The sequence below is a fragment of the Rhodococcus sp. IEGM 1241 genome (assembly GCF_033142365.1).
Classification (GTDB): domain Bacteria; phylum Actinomycetota; class Actinomycetes; order Mycobacteriales; family Mycobacteriaceae; genus Rhodococcus_F; species Rhodococcus_F erythropolis.
This window is the reverse complement of record NZ_JAWLSE010000001.1, coordinates 1,450,918-1,469,169: the sequence shown is the minus strand read 5'-3', so window position 1 is coordinate 1,469,169 and position 18,252 is coordinate 1,450,918. Positions and strand designations below refer to the sequence as shown.

At 62.4% G+C, this 18,252-nt stretch carries 16 protein-coding genes; 5 read left to right on the top strand and 11 right to left on the bottom strand.

Annotation, left to right across the window (positions count from 1 at the left end; translation table 11 throughout):
- Nucleotides 1–5 precede the first annotated feature (5 nt).
- The gene (locus tag R4P70_RS07055; protein ID WP_020908762.1) at nucleotides 6–2,282 is read right to left on the bottom strand and encodes a SulP family inorganic anion transporter; all 2,277 of its coding nucleotides are present in this window, start codon (nucleotides 2,280–2,282) and stop codon (nucleotides 6–8) included.
- A 318-nt stretch (nucleotides 2,283–2,600) separates the two neighbouring features.
- Between R4P70_RS07055 and mgrA the strand changes: the two genes are divergently transcribed.
- Nucleotides 2,601–3,632, top strand: a complete 1,032-nt coding sequence (gene mgrA / locus R4P70_RS07050) for an L-glyceraldehyde 3-phosphate reductase (protein WP_084325292.1) — start codon at nucleotides 2,601–2,603, stop codon at nucleotides 3,630–3,632.
- Between the two features lie 13 nt (nucleotides 3,633–3,645).
- Here the strand turns inward: mgrA and ppk2 are convergent, their stop codons facing one another.
- Nucleotides 3,646–4,611, bottom strand: a complete 966-nt coding sequence (ppk2, locus tag R4P70_RS07045) for a polyphosphate kinase 2 (protein WP_020970466.1) — start codon at nucleotides 4,609–4,611, stop codon at nucleotides 3,646–3,648.
- 211 nt (nucleotides 4,612–4,822) lie between these two features.
- On the opposite strand from ppk2, the gene R4P70_RS07040 reads away from it, so the two are divergent.
- On the top strand, nucleotides 4,823–7,240 hold the full coding sequence (locus R4P70_RS07040; RefSeq protein WP_019744892.1) for a YbhN family protein: 2,418 nt from the start codon (nucleotides 4,823–4,825) through the stop codon (nucleotides 7,238–7,240).
- Nucleotides 7,241–7,249: 9 nt separating this feature from the next.
- Here R4P70_RS07040 and R4P70_RS07035 read toward each other — a convergent pair whose 3' ends face one another.
- Nucleotides 7,250–7,540: a hypothetical protein gene (locus R4P70_RS07035; RefSeq protein ID WP_317830584.1), complete on the bottom strand. Its 291-nt coding sequence runs from the start codon at nucleotides 7,538–7,540 to the stop codon at nucleotides 7,250–7,252.
- A 21-nt stretch (nucleotides 7,541–7,561) separates the two neighbouring features.
- On the bottom strand, nucleotides 7,562–7,789 hold the full coding sequence (locus R4P70_RS07030) for a flavin reductase family protein (protein ID WP_244891470.1): 228 nt from the start codon (nucleotides 7,787–7,789) through the stop codon (nucleotides 7,562–7,564).
- 192 nt (nucleotides 7,790–7,981) lie between these two features.
- Between R4P70_RS07030 and R4P70_RS07025 the strand changes: the two genes are divergently transcribed.
- Nucleotides 7,982–9,193: a low temperature requirement protein A gene (locus R4P70_RS07025; RefSeq protein WP_113683277.1), complete on the top strand. Its 1,212-nt coding sequence runs from the start codon at nucleotides 7,982–7,984 to the stop codon at nucleotides 9,191–9,193.
- A gap of 10 nt (nucleotides 9,194–9,203) precedes the next feature.
- Here the strand turns inward: R4P70_RS07025 and R4P70_RS07020 are convergent, their stop codons facing one another.
- The 7 genes from R4P70_RS07020 to R4P70_RS06990 form a co-directional block, all read right to left on the bottom strand.
- Entirely contained in the window at nucleotides 9,204–10,442 is a 1,239-nt protein-coding gene (locus R4P70_RS07020; RefSeq protein ID WP_283568398.1) for a helix-turn-helix domain-containing protein, read from the bottom strand.
- A gap of 105 nt (nucleotides 10,443–10,547) precedes the next feature.
- Nucleotides 10,548–11,945 (bottom strand): dihydrolipoyl dehydrogenase, encoded by a 1,398-nt coding sequence (gene lpdA / locus R4P70_RS07015; protein ID WP_317830582.1) that lies wholly within the window; start codon nucleotides 11,943–11,945, stop codon nucleotides 10,548–10,550.
- 6 nt (nucleotides 11,946–11,951) lie between these two features.
- The gene (locus R4P70_RS07010; protein WP_060938165.1) at nucleotides 11,952–13,469 is read right to left on the bottom strand and encodes a 2-oxo acid dehydrogenase subunit E2; all 1,518 of its coding nucleotides are present in this window, start codon (nucleotides 13,467–13,469) and stop codon (nucleotides 11,952–11,954) included.
- A 2-nt stretch (nucleotides 13,470–13,471) separates the two neighbouring features.
- The gene (locus tag R4P70_RS07005) at nucleotides 13,472–14,521 is read right to left on the bottom strand and encodes an alpha-ketoacid dehydrogenase subunit beta (RefSeq protein ID WP_019744899.1); all 1,050 of its coding nucleotides are present in this window, start codon (nucleotides 14,519–14,521) and stop codon (nucleotides 13,472–13,474) included.
- Nucleotides 14,522–14,531: 10 nt separating this feature from the next.
- The gene (locus R4P70_RS07000; RefSeq protein WP_044479496.1) at nucleotides 14,532–15,455 is read right to left on the bottom strand and encodes a thiamine pyrophosphate-dependent dehydrogenase E1 component subunit alpha; all 924 of its coding nucleotides are present in this window, start codon (nucleotides 15,453–15,455) and stop codon (nucleotides 14,532–14,534) included.
- Nucleotides 15,456–15,691: 236 nt separating this feature from the next.
- The gene (locus tag R4P70_RS06995) at nucleotides 15,692–16,153 is read right to left on the bottom strand and encodes an RNA polymerase subunit sigma (RefSeq protein WP_317830581.1); all 462 of its coding nucleotides are present in this window, start codon (nucleotides 16,151–16,153) and stop codon (nucleotides 15,692–15,694) included.
- Between the two features lie 63 nt (nucleotides 16,154–16,216).
- Nucleotides 16,217–16,783, bottom strand: coding sequence for a hypothetical protein (locus R4P70_RS06990; RefSeq protein WP_317830580.1), 567 nt, complete (start codon nucleotides 16,781–16,783; stop codon nucleotides 16,217–16,219).
- 255 nt (nucleotides 16,784–17,038) lie between these two features.
- On the opposite strand from R4P70_RS06990, the gene R4P70_RS06985 reads away from it, so the two are divergent.
- Together R4P70_RS06985 and R4P70_RS06980 are read left to right on the top strand one after the other, a co-directional pair.
- On the top strand, nucleotides 17,039–17,695 hold the full coding sequence (locus R4P70_RS06985; RefSeq protein ID WP_020970476.1) for a hypothetical protein: 657 nt from the start codon (nucleotides 17,039–17,041) through the stop codon (nucleotides 17,693–17,695).
- On the top strand, nucleotides 17,688–18,251 hold the full coding sequence (locus R4P70_RS06980; RefSeq protein ID WP_060938161.1) for a hypothetical protein: 564 nt from the start codon (nucleotides 17,688–17,690) through the stop codon (nucleotides 18,249–18,251). Before R4P70_RS06985 ends, R4P70_RS06980 begins: the two co-directional genes overlap by 8 nt.
- Nucleotide 18,252: the final 1 nt, after the last annotated feature.

The following is an 18,252-nucleotide window of genomic DNA, read 5'->3' as shown; positions in this document are numbered from 1 at the left end:
CCCCTTCAGGTCTCGATCAACTCGCCGATCCCTGACGCTGTCACTTCGATGACCCGAGCCGAGCCGATGTCGAAGAACAGTCCGGCGATACGCAGGCGACCGTCCACACGGGCCTGACCGACCAGAGGATGGCGTTCGAGAGTCTGCAATTGGACTGCAACATTGACCATTCCGAGCTGATCGACCTCCGAGAAACCCGCCTCGGCCGCAGCACGCGCCACCGGATGGCCACTCGTATATGCCTGCAAGCTCGTCTCCGCATGCCTCAACCACTCACCGACAACTCCCGCTTCCGACGAACTGTTCGTCAGGAGTGCCTGCATCGCGCCGCAACCCGAGTGTCCGCACACGATCACCGAACTGACACCCAACTCGTCGATCCCGAAGGCCAGTGCCGCTTCCACCGACGTATCGCGGCCGCCGGCAGGAACCAAGTTTCCGACGTTGCGCACAGTGAACAGGTCACCTGGGCCACTGCTCGTGATGATGTTCGGCACCACTCGCGAATCTGCGCAGGTAAGGAAAAGAGAGTCGGGATTCTGGCCGTCGCGCAACTGATCCATGTGCGGCCGTATCGCTTCGGCGCGATGGCGATGATAGTTGGACACCCCGTCGAGAATGGGTCGCAAGGCTGGCGGGCTGCTCAGATTCCTTCCCGAAGCCTGTGGTTGCCAACTACCCCACGGAGCGAGCAATCCGCGCAGGTCGGTGACTGCGGCGCCGCGCTTCGGCGGACCGGTGGTCGCGCTCTCCATACTCACCGAGCCAACTTCGTCGATGATCACCGAACCACCTGCCAACTCGTACTGCCTCGCCCACTCTTCGATGACGTCGAAGACGGCATGGTCGAGGAAGTCGACGGACAACTCGACGGTGACGTCGGACCGCGGCGGGATGCCGGCGAGTACCGAGGTGAGCTTGGGCAGCACCAGGAAGGTGCACGACCCTTCGACCAGCACCCGCCACTTCCCGGAATCCTTGTCACCCAACTCTTCTGCCGTGACCGATGCGCGGATGACACGCCACACCAGGAGGGCGATCGCCAACGCCAATCCGATCAGCACGCCCTCGAGCAGGTTCAAGAACACGACGCCGACCACCGTGATGCCGTACACCCACAGATCACCGGTCCGTCGCGCCAACCGAATGTGCGCCAGCTTGACCAGTTGAATGCCGATGACGATCAACAGTCCGGCAAGCGCAGACTTCGGAATCTGCTGCACCAACCCGGCGAGCGCAGCCGAGAACAGCAGAATCCACAGGCCGTGCATGATCGACGACGCACGGGACTTCGCCCCGGCTTCGACATTGGTGGCGCTGCGTACGATCACACCCGTGACGGGCAGGCCGCCAATCGCCCCGGACACCATGTTCGCAGTACCTTGGCCGAGCATCTCGCGATCGAAGTTCGAGCGCGGGCCCGAGTGCATCTTGTCCACAGCCACGGCCGAGAGCAGACTCTCGACGCTGGCGATCAGGGCGATGGTCAGGATGCCGGTTGCGACGCCGAGCCACTGGCCGTCCGGCAGAGCGGGAAGTCCGATCGAGTCCAACAAAGATCCGTCGAGAGCAATACGTTCGACGTCGATCGGCAGCAGGAGCGAAGCGAGAGTTGCCAATACGATGCCGACCAATGCCGCAGGCACCTTCCGGACGCCCGCGGGGAGATAGCGCCACCCGAGAAGAGTGGCGATGACAACGAGTCCGATCATCAAGTCCTCGACGTGCAGGGCACCGATCTGTGCCGGCAACTGCCGTAGATTGTCCAGCGCCGAACTGGCCGAGCTTCCGCCCAACAACACGTGAACCTGTTGTAGCGCAATGGTGATGCCGATACCGGCGAGCATCGCATGCACCACCACCGGCGCAATAGCCAGTGCCGCACGGGCAATTCGGCTGAGCCCGAACACGATCTGCAGAATTCCGGCGCCGACGGTGATCAGGCAGGTGACTTTCCACCCGAACTTGCCGATCAGTTCGGCGACCACCACGGTCAGGCCGGCTGCGGGACCACTGACTTGCAGCGGTGAACCTCCCACCGCTCCGGCCACTACTCCGCCGACGATGGCGGCGATCAGACCGGCCATGATCGGTGCCCCGGAGGCGATAGCAATTCCCAAGGACAGGGGAAGCGCCACCAGGAAGACGACCAGCGACGCCGGCACGTCGTATCTGATCAGTTGCTCGAGATAACGCCGGCTTCCACCACCCGGCGGAGACGAATCCCCCACGACGGCTTCGTCTGCGGATGATTGTGCGTGCACTACGGACTGCGTCGACATAGATCTCCTCGCCGGACCCCGGATCCGGCTGCTGGGCAACATGTTCGAAGCGAATCGGCGATCGGTATCGCCGATCGACTGTGACCATGGTAACCGCGATTCCTTACTGTTCCCTTAGATGCGAACCCAGACGTGGTCGACGTCACCGCCGCCCGGCACTGTGACTCGAACCTGAACGTCGGTCCAGAAGAGCGATCGAATTGCTTTAACCCGCAAGCATTTTCGTACGGGCCGCCCGAGTGTTCAGCACACCTGAATGCCGTCGGCGATAATGGTCGGGAGTAAATGCTCAACCACACCGATGTGAAGGCAGGCACCATGTCCGATCAGTACGTCGCCGCGCAGGACCGCTACGAAGCCATGCCCTACCGCCGAACCGGTCGGAGCGGTCTCAAACTCCCGGCGATCTCGCTCGGGCTCTGGCACAACTTCGGCGACGACGTACCGATCGAGAACCAGCGCGCAGTCCTGCGGCGGGCATTCGATCTAGGAATCACGCACTTCGATCTGGCCAACAACTACGGGCCGCCGTACGGAAGCGCCGAGACGAACTTCGGCAGGATCCTGCGTGAGGATTTCTCTTCGTACCGCGAGGAATTGGTCATCTCGTCGAAGGCCGGGTGGGACATGTGGCCCGGTCCTTACGGGTTCGGCGGTTCCCGCAAGTACTTGCTGTCATCCCTCGACCAGTCGCTCGGCCGACTCGGAGTCGATTACGTCGACATCTTCTACAGCCATCGCCCCGACGGCGAGACTCCGATCGACGAGACCGCAGGCGCGCTGATCAGTGCCGTCCAGCAGGGCAAGGCGCTGTACGCGGGTATCAGTTCGTATTCGCCGGAGCGCACCCGTGAAATCGCCGCACTGCTCGCCGCTGCGGGGGTCCCCTTGTTGATCCACCAGCCGAGCTATTCGATGCTGAATCGGTGGATCGAACAGGACCTGCTTTCGGCTGTCGACGATCTCGGAGTGGGCGTCATCGCGTTCTCGCCGCTCGCGCAAGGCATGCTCACCGACCGGTATCTGAACGGCGTCCCCGAGAATTCTCGCGCCGCCCAAGGTAAGTCACTCGATCCGTCGTGGTTGACCGACGACGCTCTCACCCACATCCGCGCGCTCAACGACATCGCGGCAGACCGCGGCCAGTCGCTGGCTCAGCTGGCACTGAGCTGGGCACTCCGCGATTCGCGGGTCACCTCGGTATTGATCGGTGCATCCAGCGTCGCCCAACTCGAAGCCAACGTCGGCGCGCTCGACAATCTCGAATTCAGCACAGCCGAACTGGCCTCCATAGATCAGCACGCCAAGGACAGCGGCATCAATCTGTGGGCAGAGGCCAGTTCGATCTGAGCGATCATCTGCGCTAGAGCTGAGGCAACTCCACGTTCACGTGCTCGCCCTCTTCGAATACGGCCGAAGCAGGCCCGACGATCAAGGGATCCGGAGTACCGACTGCCCGGTGATCCTTGTTGGGATAGTCGAAGCTGGCGAGCACGTGACGCATCGCTTCGAGGCGGGCGCGCTTCTTGTCGTTGCTCTTGATCACCGTCCAGGGCGCATCCCCGGTATCGGTGTAGAAGAACATCGCTTCCTTGGCCTGCGTGTAGTCGTCCCACTTGTCGAGCGAAGCCAGATCAGTCGGTGAGAGCTTCCACTGACGCACCGGGTCTGTTCGACGGGCTGCGAATCGCGCCAACTGCTCTTCCCGGCTGACCGAGAACCACAGCTTGTGCAGATGGATCCCGGAGTTGACGAGCATCCGCTCGAAGTCCGGGGTCTCTCTCATGAACTCGAGGTACTGAGTCGGCGTGCAGTAACCCATCACTCGTTCGACACCGGCGCGGTTGTACCAGGACCGGTCCATCATCACGATCTCGCCGCCGCTGGGTAGGTGTGCGACATACCTCTGGAAGTACCACTGCGTTCGCTCGATGTCTGTGGGCTTCTCGAGCGCGACGACCCGGGCACCACGAGGATTGAGATGCTCGGTGAACCTCTTGATCGACCCTCCCTTACCGGCAGCATCGCGACCTTCGAAGATGATGAGCACTTTCTGCCCGGTTTCCTTGACCCACAGCTGCAGCTTGAGCAACTCGATCTGCAGACGCCGCTTCTTCCGCTCGTACTCGCGGCGCGACATCTTCTTCTCGTACGGGTAGCCCTGCTTCCAGGCATCCGCGAACTCTGAGGGCTCGAGTCCGCCGAGCTTGTGCTTGAGACTCGAGAGCTCGTCGATCTCGGCCGCATAGTCCTCGGTGACGGAAATTCTGGTCGACGGGGTCGGCAGGTCAGGAACCCGACCGTCCACACCGCTGGAGTCGGGGCTCATGAATACGCACTCCCTGTCGTCGAAATGAACGAACGTCCGGAAAGTGAATTTTACGCGCCGAAGCCCTCCGCCGCGGGGCCGAAGCGAATGTTGCTTGGCATCGAGGAGGTAACGACAGGTCCGGCTTCCCAGGCGCCGAACCCCCACGCGGTACCTTGATCGAGGTAACTGAGACGGTCGGTAACCCCCGAGAGAAGAGAGTTCTGGCGAGATGCGAGTAGACGGACGGGAGATCCCGGTAACGGGAAGCCTCCTGCCACCACTGCACCGCCGTACGAGCGACATCATGCGGGTCGCGATCGCTGCCGTGCTGCTCGGCGGCGTCATCGCGGGCTCTCTGATCACCCGAAGTCAGTGGGACGCCCTCGAAACGTCGGTGTCCAACATCGTCGGAGTGCTGTCGCCGAGCCTGTCCGACACTGTGTACCTCCTCTACGGCATCGCAATCCTGGCGTTACCGTTTGCCATTCTGATCGGGCTCATCGTGGGGCGCCGATGGAAGTTGCTGGCCGGATACGCCGCTGCCGGCCTGTGCGCCGGACTCGCGCTGTCGTTCACCGGCACAGGACTCGCCGCACCCAAGTGGCACCTCGACGTCCCCGACCGACTCGACGCCACGTTCCTGTCCCAATTTCTCGACGATCCGCGGTGGATTGCGATGCTCGCGGCGGTGCTCACCGTCTCGGGTCCGTGGCTACCGAAAAAGTGGCGACGAGCATGGTGGACGCTGCTTCTGCTGTTTGCGCCCATTCACCTGATCGTCAGCTCGATCGTTCCCGCCCGATCGATGCTGGGTCTCGCCGTCGGATATCTGATCGGCGCGGTGATCGTTCTTGCCGTCGGCACACCTGCCCTCGAAGTGCCGTTGGACTCTGCAGTACGCGTGCTCGCGCGGCGTGGTTACCGCGTCACCGCTTTCCGCGTCGTGAGTCCTTCGGGAATCGGCCCGCTGGTCATGTCCGCCGACATCGACAAGGCTCCGGACGACGAACCGTTCGACGAACTGATTGTCGAGTTGTACGGACAGAACCAGCGAAGCAGCGGAGCAATTCGACAGACGTTCCGCTGGATCTCGTTCCGGAACCGTGAAACTCCTCCCCCTTACGGATCGCTTCGGCGCGCCGTCGAACATCGCGCACTGATGGGTATCGCGTTCGCCGACATCGGTCTGGCCAGTTCCAAAGCCGTCGCCATCTCGGTGCTCGATCGCGGATGGGAGATGTACGCCCGCCCGAGCCCCCGCGGTATCCCACTTGCCGTCGCCGTCGAAAACCAGGCGGACGAGGAAGAATCCTCCAAACTGATCGACGCGTTGTGGCAAACACTGCACACCATTCACGTACATCAGATGGCGCACGGTGACCTGCGCGCTTCCGAGATTCGCGTCGAGGGCGGAACGATCCTCTTCGGCGGCTACGCGTACTCCGAATTCGGCGCCACCGAAGTTCAGATGCAGTCCGACAACGCCCAACTTCTTTTTGCCACCGCATCACTGTTCGGCGTCGACGCAGCGGTGGACGCCGCGATTCGTGCGCAAGGCGCAGACACGATTCTCGCTGCCTCCGGCCGATTGACCACCTCGGCGTTGCCCAACCGAATTCGGCGGACCGCCGAGGATTCCGCAAAATTGATGACCGAGATCCGAGACGAGGTCGGCGCGAAGAACGGGATCGAAAAGGTCGCTCCCGCACAGGTCACCCGATTCAGTCGCAATCAACTGATCCAGCTCGTTCTGCTCATCGGATTGGTCTACGTCGCCTATCCGTTCATCAGCCAGGTACCCGCATTCATCACGGAGTTGAAGACAGCCAACTGGTGGTGGGCACTGCTCGGCCTCGGCGTCTCCGCACTGACGTACGTCGGCGCGGCAGCGGCCCTGTGGGCCTGTGCGTCGTCGATGGTCAGTTACCGCAACCTCCTGATCATGCAGGTGGCCAACACCTTTGCCGCGACGACAACTCCGGCCGGAGTCGGCGGGCTCGCCCTGAGTGTGCGGTTCCTGCAGAAGGGCGGGCTCGGTACCGTCCGTGCAACGGCCGCAGTCGCGCTTCAACAGACGGTTCAGGTGGTCACCCACGTCGGCTTGCTGATCTTCTTCTCGATCGTCGCCGGACGCGATACGAACCTCTCGCACTTCATCCCGGGATCCACTGTTCTGTATCTGGCGGGTGGCGTCGCGCTCGGAGTTCTCGGTGCATTCATGTTCATTCCGAAACTTCGTGGGTGGCTGCGCGACGATCTGCGTCCTCAGATCACCGAGGTGTTGGGTGAACTGAGCCAACTTGCACGAAACCCGACCCGATTCCTCATCATCGTGGGCGGCAGCGCTGCAACAACTCTCGGTGCCGCCCTGGCTCTGTGGGCAAGCGTCGAGGCATTCGGCGGCGGAACCACGTTCATCACCGTCACCATCGTGACGATGATCGGTGGAACCCTCGCCTCGGCAGCTCCGACACCGGGTGGCGTCGGAGCCGTCGAGGCCGCCCTCATCGGTGGCCTGTCCGCGTTCGGATTGCCGGCAAGCATCGCTGTGCCGTCGGTTCTGCTCTACCGAGTCCTGACCTGCTGGCTCCCGGTGTTCTGCGGCTGGCCGACGCTGCGATGGCTGCAGAAGAACGACATGGTCTGAGCGTTCCCGCTACTGCCGGCGAACGATGTGCGCCTGCAACGCTTCACCGTCGTCGTCGACCCAGCCCCTGCTCTGGGCGTAGTCGACCATCGCCGCCACTCCGTCGACGTCCGTGGCGCTCTCGCGAACACGGGCTACCGAGATGAATGCACTACCGCCGCTGACGTATCCGTAATTCCGAAGGCGCAAGAGCTCGTCCAGTTCGGAATCGGGTATGTCGCCTGTCACCTCGACGTGAAAGGCCTTCAGGTTGTCCACATCGCGGACGCTGACGCGGCCGTTGTCCACCAGTACATACATGGCTTTCCTTTCGTGGATCACTCACGACGGTGAGTGCGTACCGAATACACGCCGGTGATAGGTCAGTGGATTCGCCTCGCAGTGCCAGGCGTCGTCCACCGATCCTGTCACGATCTTGTGATCACCACCGTCCACGACGGCATCGACGGTGCATGCGATCCAGATGGGAGCGTCCGGCAGCCTCGGTGAGCACACGTGCGCCATGGCTTCTCGAAAACACAACGCCCTGTTGCCCTGTGGATCGTTCACGACGTCAGCCCTTGTCTGCCAACTCTTGTGCGTACTTCTTCGTCATGTGGTCGACGGCGTCGAGTTGCGCCTTTGCATGCCCCTCCCGGACGGCGCGCGCGTGAGCGCGGACAGCATAAGCACAACTTCGAAAAAACGGACAACCTCGCTGCCTACCAGCACTGTTGATGCCGATAACCGATACTGAGCTTTATGTCGGAACTCGGAAATGAACCAGACTCGAAGCAGAAGGCGGTGCTCGAGCGACACGCGTCATGGATCGAATTGTTCTTCGACCTGGTCGTGGTTGCCGGTATCGGTCAGCTGGCTCACCTGCTCCACGGTTCGCCGTCGTGGTCGGATGTCGCGCTCTACGCCTTGCTCTATCTCGCGTTCTGGACCGCGTGGGCGACGTTCACGATGTACGGCAACGTTGCCGGCGACCGCGTCCGAATCCCGAGCATGCTGATCGCCATGTTCGGACTGGCAGTCATGATGGCGGCCGTGGCCGGCATCCACGACAACCATGCGCTGGCCTTCGCTGTCGCCTACGTGGCCGTACGCCTGCTGGCGAGTCGGGTGTGGCACAACGGCCAGATAGTCGTGGACTGGCCGATCGCCCAGATGTCTCTCGGTGTGATCCCGTGGATCGTCTCGTTCTGGTTCGAGGGTGAAACTCGGTTCTGGCTCTGGACTGCCGGTGTGACCATCGATCTGCTGATCATGTTCGTCGTCTCCGGCAGCGCGATCATGGAAGACGCGCAGGAAAAGCTCGACCGCATCATCAAGGTTCGCGGGTTCAAGGACGACCGGATGCCCGAACTCGAAGCCCTGCACTCCGATCGGGCTCATCTTGCCGAGCGGCTGGGCCTGTACGTCATCATCGTGCTGGGTGAGGGTGTGATCCTCGTGATCTCTGCGGCCTCGAAGCTCACCTGGGACTCCACGGTCGTCAGCCTCGCAGTCGGATCGTTTGTCCTGCTCTCGGGTATGTGGGCACTCTCGCTTCTCTACGGCCACGCCGGTGTTCCGCACCTGCAGCCCGAGAAGTTTCCCGCTCGCATCGACATGGCACTGCACTGTTTCACCACCGGCGCTATCGCGGTTCTGGTCGCGGGACTCGGAGCGGCAACCGAACACGGCGCGGAACACACACCCGCGAACCTGCGGTGGTTGTTGTGCGGAAGCATCGCAGTCTATTTCGGAATCAGCACCGTGGCGGGGCTGTTTGCGCGATCGGACCGACGGTGGCTGCTCGGCTGGGCGCTCCCCTGCACCGCCGTCCCCATCGTCATGGGCATTGTCGGCACGCACATGAGCGCCACGTGGATCATCTGGGTGCTGGTGGCCACCGTGACCTGGCAGAACGGCTACGAGTACGCGCAGGTGCGGCGTTCGCGCCGCTCTGCTGTGCGCCTTTATTAACCCCCCGCGGTTAATAAAGGCGCACAGCAGGGACGGTTTTTACCCTCACCGCCGGGTCGAAGCGATAGGGCTGAGCCAGCACGATTCCAGCCAATCGCTTACGCAACCTCGACATCTCGGCCCGGACGGTCACCGTCTTACGCGGATCGCCGAACAACTCTGAGGCGAGCTGCGAGGCCGTGAGACCCTCGGGCGCCTGTGTCAGAGCCAGGAGGATCTGCGAATGCCGCGGGCTGAGGTCGATACTCCAACCTCCCAAGTCCGAGGAGTACCGCAGTTCCATCGCATTCGGATCTCGCAGGTCCAATTCGACTTCGGCACAGACATTTCCAGACGCCGGGTTCACCTGAGGACGGATGAGCCAGCCGCCCGGCAGTGGCTCGCACATACACAATCCGAGTGACGGGAGCCAATGCTCGCCGCTGCTCATCGCTTTCGGTAGTGCAATTCGGTAGATCGGCGCCATCGAGTCCACCGCAGCAACCCAGCCACTACGGTCCACAACCATTGTCGGCTGACTCGCGCGAGCCAGCGTCGACGCCGAGATCATCCGAAGCCGATCCAATCCGATTCGATGCTTCTCCCGCAGTGCGGATTCCGCCAGCCTGGCCACACTGTCCACCAAAGCGAGAGTGGACGGGTGGACAGTGCCTGCGGCGCCGGCGACGTTGACGACGGCGAGCGCCCGGCGACTACGCGGATCCCGAACCGTCGCCCCGGAGCAAGTCCACGGATGCTGCGAGCGCGAGTAGTGCTCGGCCGAGAACACCTGCACTGCCGAACCTGATGCCAACGAAGTACCGATCCCGTTGGTACCGACAGCTTCCTCGGTCCACGACGCACCCTCGATCATCCCGAGGCGTTCGGCCCGATCCAGCATTCGACCGGGCCCGTGGCGCCAGAGGATGCGACCCTGTCGGTCCGCCACCACTATCAAACTCGCGTCGTCCGGGCCGACGAGCGGTGCCAGACCGCGTACCGCCTCGTCGAAGATCTCCGTCATTCCGGCCGCACCCCGACTCTCTTCGATCTCCGAGGCACGAGTGGTCTTCGTGATCGAACACCGCTCCGGATCGAGACCGAGGGCGCGCAGACGCGACCACGAATCGGCGATCACGGAGCGCGGGCGCGCGGGCGGTTTGCGCCCGGACATCGTTGCTTCGTACACGGATTCGAGAACACGTGCGTACTGCGCCGGGTCTTCACCACTACCCAGGGCCGGTTCGAGTCGATTCGTTGCGCCGATCACACTCCAGTCCTATGTGATGGGGTCATCGAAAGCGAGCGTTGCACCCGGTTGCAGAGTTGTCCGCGTGCGTGAACGTAGGACGGCGTTCACGCACGCGGACTGTGCTCATGCGTTGAGGGGTCTCCCCAGCGCCGAGAGCACAGACTCGTGCATTGCCTCCGAGAGCGTCGGATGAGCAAACACGACCTCGGCGAGATCATCGCCGGTGGCTTCGAGGGATCGGGCGATACCGAAACCCTGGATCTGCTCGGTCACATCCGGACCGACCATGTGCGCGCCGAGCAGTTCCCCGGTATCGGCGTCGAAGATCGTCTTGACGAAGCCTTCGGCCTCGCCGATCGCCAATGCCTTGCCGTTCGCCTGCAGGTCGAAGTGTCCGACCCGCAGCGTGCGACCAGTACCGGTGCACTGCTTCTCCGTCAGACCCAGACTCGCCACCTGCGGGCGGGCATACGTGCATCCCGGAACGTAGTCGCGATCGAGCGGATGAACATCGGGCACGCCTGCCAGCTTTTCGACGCACAGGACAGCTTCGTGACTTGCCTTGTGCGCCAAACATGGAGCGCCCGCGACGTCACCGATCGCGTAGATCCCGAAGGCACTGGTACGGCACCACTGGTCGGTGACGATCGCACCACGCTCGATCTCGACGCCCAGAGCCTCCAACCCCAGATCCTCGACGTTGCCGGTGATCCCGGCAGCCACCAACACCCGGTCCACGGTCACCGCCTGGACACCGTCGCTCGTCTGCACGTTCACTTCGACGGCGTCGGCGCCGACGGTCACCGCCGACACCGCGGCTCCGGTGTGAATCGTGATGCCACGCTTCTCGAACTGCTTGCGAACGAACGCCGAAATCTCTTCGTCCTCGACCGGCATGATGTGTGGTGCCATCTCGACGATGGTCACCTCGGTGCCGAGATCGCGGTACAGGCTGGCGAATTCGACTCCGATCGCGCCGGACCCGATCACGAGCAGCGACTTCGGTAGTTCCTTCGGGACGAGCGCCTCGAAGTAGGTCCACACCCGATCACCGTCGGGGGCAACCCCGGGAATCGAACGCGGCCGGGCGCCGGTTGCAATGATCACGTGGTCGGCTCGATACGTCTGACCTTCCACGGACACGACGCCCTTGTCCACCAACTTCGCGGTGCCTGAGATGACGTCTACGCCGTTCTTCTTCATCAGGTAGGCAACACCGCCGGACAATTTCTCCGAAACCCCTCGGCTGAACGACACCAACTTCGAGATGTCGAACTGGACAGACGCCGAACTGAATCCGTATTTGTCGAGTTCGCTCAGGGTATGCGCGACGTCCGCGCCGTGAAGCATCGCTTTGGTGGGGATACAACCCCAGTTGAGGCAGATGCCGCCGAGGCGATCACGTTCTACCAGCGCAACGTTCAACCCCAACTGGGCGGCCCGGATCGCCGCCACGTAACCACCGGGGCCACCACCGATGACAAGAACGTCGTACTTCTTCGACGTATTGCTTTCCACCACAGCCCCTTACACCAACATCAGCGCGGGAGAAGCGACAAAGCGCTGGAGCTCCCGAAGGAAGGTCGCACCCAAGGCTCCGTCGATCACCCGGTGATCGCACGAGAGGGTCACGGTCATCACGGTCCGGACGGAAACACTGTCGCCGACCACCACGGCCCGCTTCTCCCCCGCACCTACGGCCAGGATCGCTCCCTGGGGCGGGTTGATGATCGCGTCGAATGCCTTGATCCCGAACATGCCGAGGTTGGACACCGTGAACGTTCCGCCTTGGAATTCTTCGGGACGGAGTTTGCCGGTCTTCGCCTTGGTGGCCAACGAGAGCACCTCACCGGAGATGTCCGCCAACGACTTGGTGTTCGCGCTACGCACGATGGGCGTGATCAGCCCGGTCGGAAGTGCAACTGCCACCGAGACATCCGCCGACGCGAATCGAAGAACCGATTCGTTCGCGGCATCGAACTGGACGTTCACGTCCGGCACCTTCATCAGCGCAGCCGCGCAGGCCTTCACGATGAAGTCGTTGACCGACAGCTTGACAGCCGGGACAGTCGAATTGATCTCCTTGCGCAGAGCGAGGAGCGCATCGAGCTCGAGATCCGCCGTGAGCCGGAAATGGGGAGCCTGCTGCTTGGACGCCTGCAACCTGCCGGCGATTGCCGATCGCATGGGCGTGAACGGAATTGTGTCGTACTCGGGTTCGACGGCAATGGTTCCCGTCTGAGCCGCCGCTTCTGGCAGGAGCTGCGCGGAACGAGCGGCGTCGTGCACGTCGGCGACGCAGACGCGTCCCCGCGAGCCTGTCGGACGACAATCGTGCAGGTTTACGCCCAGCGATCGGGCAGTTCTGCGTGCGACCGGGGTGGCAGGCACGGCACTGTCGTCGGCGGTTGATCGCAGCGGGAGGCCGGATCTCGTGGCCGGCGCTACTGTCGCAACAGTGCCACCGGCGTCACGAATCGCGTCGTCGATGTCTCGGACACTGATCCGCCCGAGTGGGCCGGTACCCACTACGGCGGCGAGATCGATTCCGAGCGCTTCGGCACGTCGGAGTGCTCGAGGACTCGCAAACACGTCGCTCTGCGTCGTGCCCTGCAGAACACTCGGTACGACGGTGGAACCGGTTGGTGCAGGTTTCGCTGCAACAACCACCTTCGCAGCGGGTGTAGCCGTAGGTGTCGCGGGAGCCTCCGGTTCGGCAACTGGTGAGGGTGCCGGCTCTTCCGCCGGCGCGGTTGCGCCGCGAGCGGCGAGGAACTGCTCGATCTCCGCATCCGTCGTGGACGCATCGGCGGACACACCGATCACGGCACCGACGGGCAGAGTCTGCCCCGGTATGCCGACGATCTTGCGGAGAACACCGTCGAACGGCGCCTCCAGTTCGTTGGTGATCTTGCTGGTCTCGATCTCACAGATCAACTGGCCCTTGGTGAACGAGTCACCTTCCTCGATGAGCCACGCGTTGACCAACCCCTCCTCCATGGAGAGCCCCCATTTGGGGATGTCGATAGCTTTGATGTCAGCCATGATCAGGCTCTCACCAGCTTGCGAACCGACTCTTCGATGCGCGCAGCGTCAGGCAGCCAGGCAGTTTCGAGGGTCGGTGAGAACGGAACCGGAGTATGTGGCGGCGTGATCAGTTCGATCGGCGCTTTCAGGTAGTTGAATCCCTTGGTGGCGATCAGCGCGGCCACGTCGTGCCCGAAACCGCAGCGGGCGGCGGATTCGTCGACGATCACGACGCGTCCGGTCGATGCGACGGATTCGAGGATGCCGTCCTCGTCCAATGGTGAGACGGTACGAGGATCGACAACCTCGACCGAAATACCCTCGGCGGCCAGCTTGTCCGCTACGTCATTGGCGCGGTTCACCATTGCGGACAAAGCGATGATCGTGACGTCGTCGCCCTGCCTGGTGTAGTTGGCGACGCCGAACGGAATCGCGTACGGCTCGTCCGGCACCTCGCCCTTGAGGTCGTAGAGCACCTTGTGCTCGCAGAACACAACAGGATCGTCGTCCCGAATAGCCTGGATGAGAAGGCCTTTGGCGTCGTAGGCGTTGGACGGAGCGACCACTTTCAGGCCAGGCACCGCAGCAAACACGTTGTATGGAGACTGAGAGTGCTGCGCAGCGGCAGAGAAGCCGGCGCCGATCATGCCTCGCACCACCAGCGGAGTTCTGGCCTTGCCACCGAACATGTAGCGGAACTTGGCAGCCTGGTTGTAGAGCGCGTCGTAGGAGACTCCGAAGAAGTCCATGAACATCAGCTCGGCGACCGGCCTCAGTCCGGTCAGTGCGGCTCCGGCAGCCATTCCGATGATCGCGGATTCGGTGATGGGGGTATCGATTACACGCTCCGATCCGAACTCCGTCCACAATCCCTTGGTGACACCCAGGACACCGCCGAATGCCTCGATCTTCTTCGTCTCCAGATCGGGATTGGTACCGGCATGCCCACCGCGTACGTCCTCACCGATCAGGACGACGCTCGGATCTCGTTGCATTTCTTGAGCGATGGCCTCTTTGACGGCCTCGCGGTAGGTCTTCTTCGACACGTTCGTGGCTTCCACGCTTGTCATCTCGGGCTCCTCAGTACGACACGTAGACATCGGTCAGCAGATTTTCGACTGGTGGGTACGCTGCGGCGCGCGCCTTCGCCACCGCCTCGTCCACCAGCACTCGCGACTGCTCGTCCACCGCGTCCAGATCAGCGGTGCTGACCTTCTTCGCATCCACACTGCTACGGAAATTCTTGAGCGGATCCTTGGTTTCCCGCAGTTGCGCAACCTGTTCCGCCGTGCGATACAGCTGCGCGTCACCCTCGAAGTGGCCGTGCCAACGGAATGCGGCCGCCTCGATCGTGGTGGGGCCACCGCCGGTCCTGGCTCGCTCGGAGGCTTCCGCCATTGCGTCGTAGACCGCGAAGAAGTCGGTGCCGTCCACCTTGACGGCAGGCATTCCGAAGGATGCAGCGCGGGCGGCGATGTCGGGTGCGCCCACCGCGTAGTCGGTTCCTGTTGCTTCACCGAATCCGTTGTTCTCGATCACGAAGACGATCGGAAGATCCAGCACCACAGCCATGTTCATCGCCTCGAAGACGGTTCCCTGGTTGGATCCACCGTCTCCCGTGAACGACGCTGCGATGACGCCGTTTCGAAGTGTCTTGCCACTCAGTGCAGCGCCGATCGCCAACGACGGGGCTCCGCCGACAATCGCATTGGCACCCAGCATTCCCACGGACAGGTCGGCGATGTGCATCGACCCACCCTTACCGCGGCACAGGCCGTCGTCCTTGCCGAAGATCTCGGCCATCATGCCGTTCAGATCGCAGCCCTTGGCGATGCAATGCCCGTGACCGCGGTGAGTGGATCCGATGTAGTCGGCGTCGCTCAGGTTCTCGCACACTCCCACCGCGATGGCTTCCTGGCCCGAGTAGAGGTGAATGAAGCCGGGGATGTCACCGGTTGCATTCTCTTCGTGCAATCGATCCTCGAACGCGCGGATGCGCGACATCTTCTCGTACGCCTTCAGCAATGCATCCCGGTCCAGCCCTGAATGAGGCTTGGCCCCGGTCTTTTTCGATCCTGACGTTGCCGGCTTCTGCGCCGTCCGTTGAACCACCGTCACACTCCTCGTTCTCGATCACTCGTCGCCATGCAGTGTCGTGTAGGTCACGGGCGAAGAGAAAGAGTTGCGTGAGGTTGCCGGGAGTTGCGAAGGGTTGCAGCTGTTGACTTTCGAGCGTTGGCTCAGGCGCCGCTGAGGCTGCCGCGTCTGATCTTGGACAGCGCGCGGTGTTGGACGAGTTCGACGGCGCTCGTTGTTGTTCTCAGTGACAGCGCCGTCTCGCGCACGTCGAAACCGACAACGATGCGAGCTACCAAGACATTGCGTTCGACGGCCGACAGATCAACGAACGGCAGAGTGAGTCGACTGGATGCGGGTAGCGAATCGATTTCGCGACTGATCGCGTCGTACAGATGCGCAAGGAACGCTTCTCCGGCGCGTCGTCGTCGCTGGATATCGGCCAGGACGGAACGGCAGATTCCGACGGCAATACGGTCAGCGTCGACCGGTCGCAATTCGGCACGACAGCGCCGCGTCACCAAAGGCACGATGCGTTGAAGGAGTTCCGCAATCGCGTCACGATCCCCTCGGGACGCATCGTCGGCAACACCGTCGATCGAACGTCCACCTGCCCTGCTTGTCATTCCGATCTCCCCCTGGTTCCACCCTTGGTCGAATTCCCGACTACTGCTCAGGTTTCGAACTCGCTAGGGGCGTATCGGCTCGGGGCAGATCCCGGTTTGTTCCCCGATGATGTTGATCTCGGCGTTGGAACGAGGGTCAGCGCCGTAGTTGATCTGGTCAGTGCACTTCTCGGGGGGTTCGACGGCACCGGATGGGAGCGGGGCCGGGCATGAACCCATCTGCTCTCCGATGCTGTTGATCTCTGCATTCGAACGAGGATCGCCCGCATAGTTGATCTGATCGGTGCACTTGGTCGACCCGGTAGCCGGACCAGGGGCCGCAGGGGCAACTGCGCTGGCCGAGACCGGCGTCCAGGCCGGTGCTGCTCCACCCGCCGGGACTCCCGGGGTGGATTCGTCCGCACTGCCGGCCGAACTCGAATTTTCGACTGTCTCCGACGTAGGTGCCACCGTGGTCAGCGGGGGTGTGGTCGCGGACGCCGCGACCACTGACGTAGCCGTCGAACCGCTTTCAGGTGCAGTGGTGTCTTCACTCGAACACGCGGTCATGGCGCACGCGCTTCCGATCGTCAGTACGGCAAGCAACACTCGCAGGCGCCGAGACTTGTTGGTCAGCAGAACATCAGGCATGTGCTCTCACGCTCCTCGATACAGAAATTCGGGTCCGTTCACCCCAAATGGCGAACATCGACGTGAATCACTCTAAAAGCCTGATTCCATCGGTTTCGTAACAGAATTCCGGCGGTCGCGTACCAACTCCCGACGTTCCCGACATTCATACGATTACGTAACGGTGAGTGGTGAAACGCCGATATCGAGATCACGTGTGATCGTATGAAAGTGCGCATGCCGATGAGACAGTTCGCACCGGCCGGGGAGGGGAAAGTGTTGTATCGGAATGAGATCTGCGAGGGCCGAACAGGCCGCACTCGCAGGCTGTTCGGTACGGCACTCGCGACAGCGGCCGTCGGAGCGTCCGTGATCACCGGATGCGGGTCCACCCAGGGTGTTGTGATCGAAGGCGATGTCGCTTCCACCGGATTGTCCGTCACACAGCCCGCCGACCTGGCCAGACGGGTTGCCGAGAATTCGAGGTTGGGCCGTGCGCTTCTCGACGACCCAGGGGTGTCGGAGGGCGTGAAGACAGAACTCCGATCGTGCCCGGACTGGTATCCGATCTCTGTCGGATCCATCCTTCTCGATCCAGGCGCACCTCGTATCGTGCCGGAGACCGAACTGGTCGTCATGAATGTGTATCCGTGCCAACCGGCCCACCAACCCGGGACCGGAGTATCGATTTCGGTCAACCTCGCCGGCTACGTCTACCGCAGCGGCAAGGCCGGTTCGAGTGAAGACAATCCCGAACTGGGTGAGCGCCTGTTCTCCGTCGAAGAGCGCGGAAAGTTCATCGTCAGCGGTCAACGCGCCGCGAGTTTGTCTGTCCTGGAAACGGATCCGCGGCCACCGGAGTTCGAATGTTGCCCCCGTCCACCGCTTCGGACCGAGTTCCACTGGGATGGAACGGAGTTCATCCGTGATTGATCGCCGTCGCCGCGCGATGCTCGCCGGTGTTTGCCTGCCGGTCGCGTTTGCTCTCGCCTCCTGTTCCACCGAGCCTGAATCAGAACCCACTCCGAATATCGCAGCATCACTCGACCCCTCGGATCTCTCACAGGGCTTGAGCATCGATCCTGTTGCCCTCCTCAGAGCAGACCCGGAAGTGTCCGATGCGGTCAAGGACAGTCTCCGACTGTGCGGTGATGCGAACTTCCCCTTCGAAATCCGGTACTCCCACGTGACGGACGCCGTTTGGCAAGATGCCGTCGTCAATGTCTTCACCTGCGAGTCTGTCGGCATCTGGGGACGACCGGCCCCACCGGTCAGCTTCATGGTCGCCGGATTCGTCTACCAGATCGACGAATCGGGCGCTCACAAAGTCTTCGGAGTGCAAGACCCAGGACGCTACGTCGTCGGCTCAACCGGAGGATTGTCGGTCATGGTCGACCTGTGCAAAGACCCCGGCATTCCGGAGTTCTGTCAATCGTCGACTGCATACAAGTGGACCGGTGAAGGGTTTGAGAGTGTTCCGTTCCCATGAA

Coding starts and splice junctions, on each gene's coding strand:
- R4P70_RS07055 (WP_020908762.1), bottom strand. CDS start 2,282: ATGTCGACGCAGTCCGTAGTGCACGCACAATCATCCGCAGACGAAGCC.
- mgrA (WP_084325292.1), top strand. CDS start 2,601: ATGTCCGATCAGTACGTCGCCGCGCAGGACCGCTACGAAGCCATGCCC.
- ppk2 (WP_020970466.1), bottom strand. CDS start 4,611: ATGAGCCCCGACTCCAGCGGTGTGGACGGTCGGGTTCCTGACCTGCCG.
- R4P70_RS07040 (WP_019744892.1), top strand. CDS start 4,823: ATGCGAGTAGACGGACGGGAGATCCCGGTAACGGGAAGCCTCCTGCCA.
- R4P70_RS07035 (WP_317830584.1), bottom strand. CDS start 7,540: ATGTATGTACTGGTGGACAACGGCCGCGTCAGCGTCCGCGATGTGGAC.
- R4P70_RS07025 (WP_113683277.1), top strand. CDS start 7,982: ATGTCGGAACTCGGAAATGAACCAGACTCGAAGCAGAAGGCGGTGCTC.
- R4P70_RS07010 (WP_060938165.1), bottom strand. CDS start 13,469: ATGGCTGACATCAAAGCTATCGACATCCCCAAATGGGGGCTCTCCATG.
- R4P70_RS07005 (WP_019744899.1), bottom strand. CDS start 14,521: ATGACAAGCGTGGAAGCCACGAACGTGTCGAAGAAGACCTACCGCGAG.
- R4P70_RS07000 (WP_044479496.1), bottom strand. CDS start 15,455: ATGTCGCGCATCCGCGCGTTCGAGGATCGATTGCACGAAGAGAATGCA.
- R4P70_RS06995 (WP_317830581.1), bottom strand. CDS start 16,153: ATGACAAGCAGGGCAGGTGGACGTTCGATCGACGGTGTTGCCGACGAT.
- R4P70_RS06990 (WP_317830580.1), bottom strand. CDS start 16,783: ATGCCTGATGTTCTGCTGACCAACAAGTCTCGGCGCCTGCGAGTGTTG.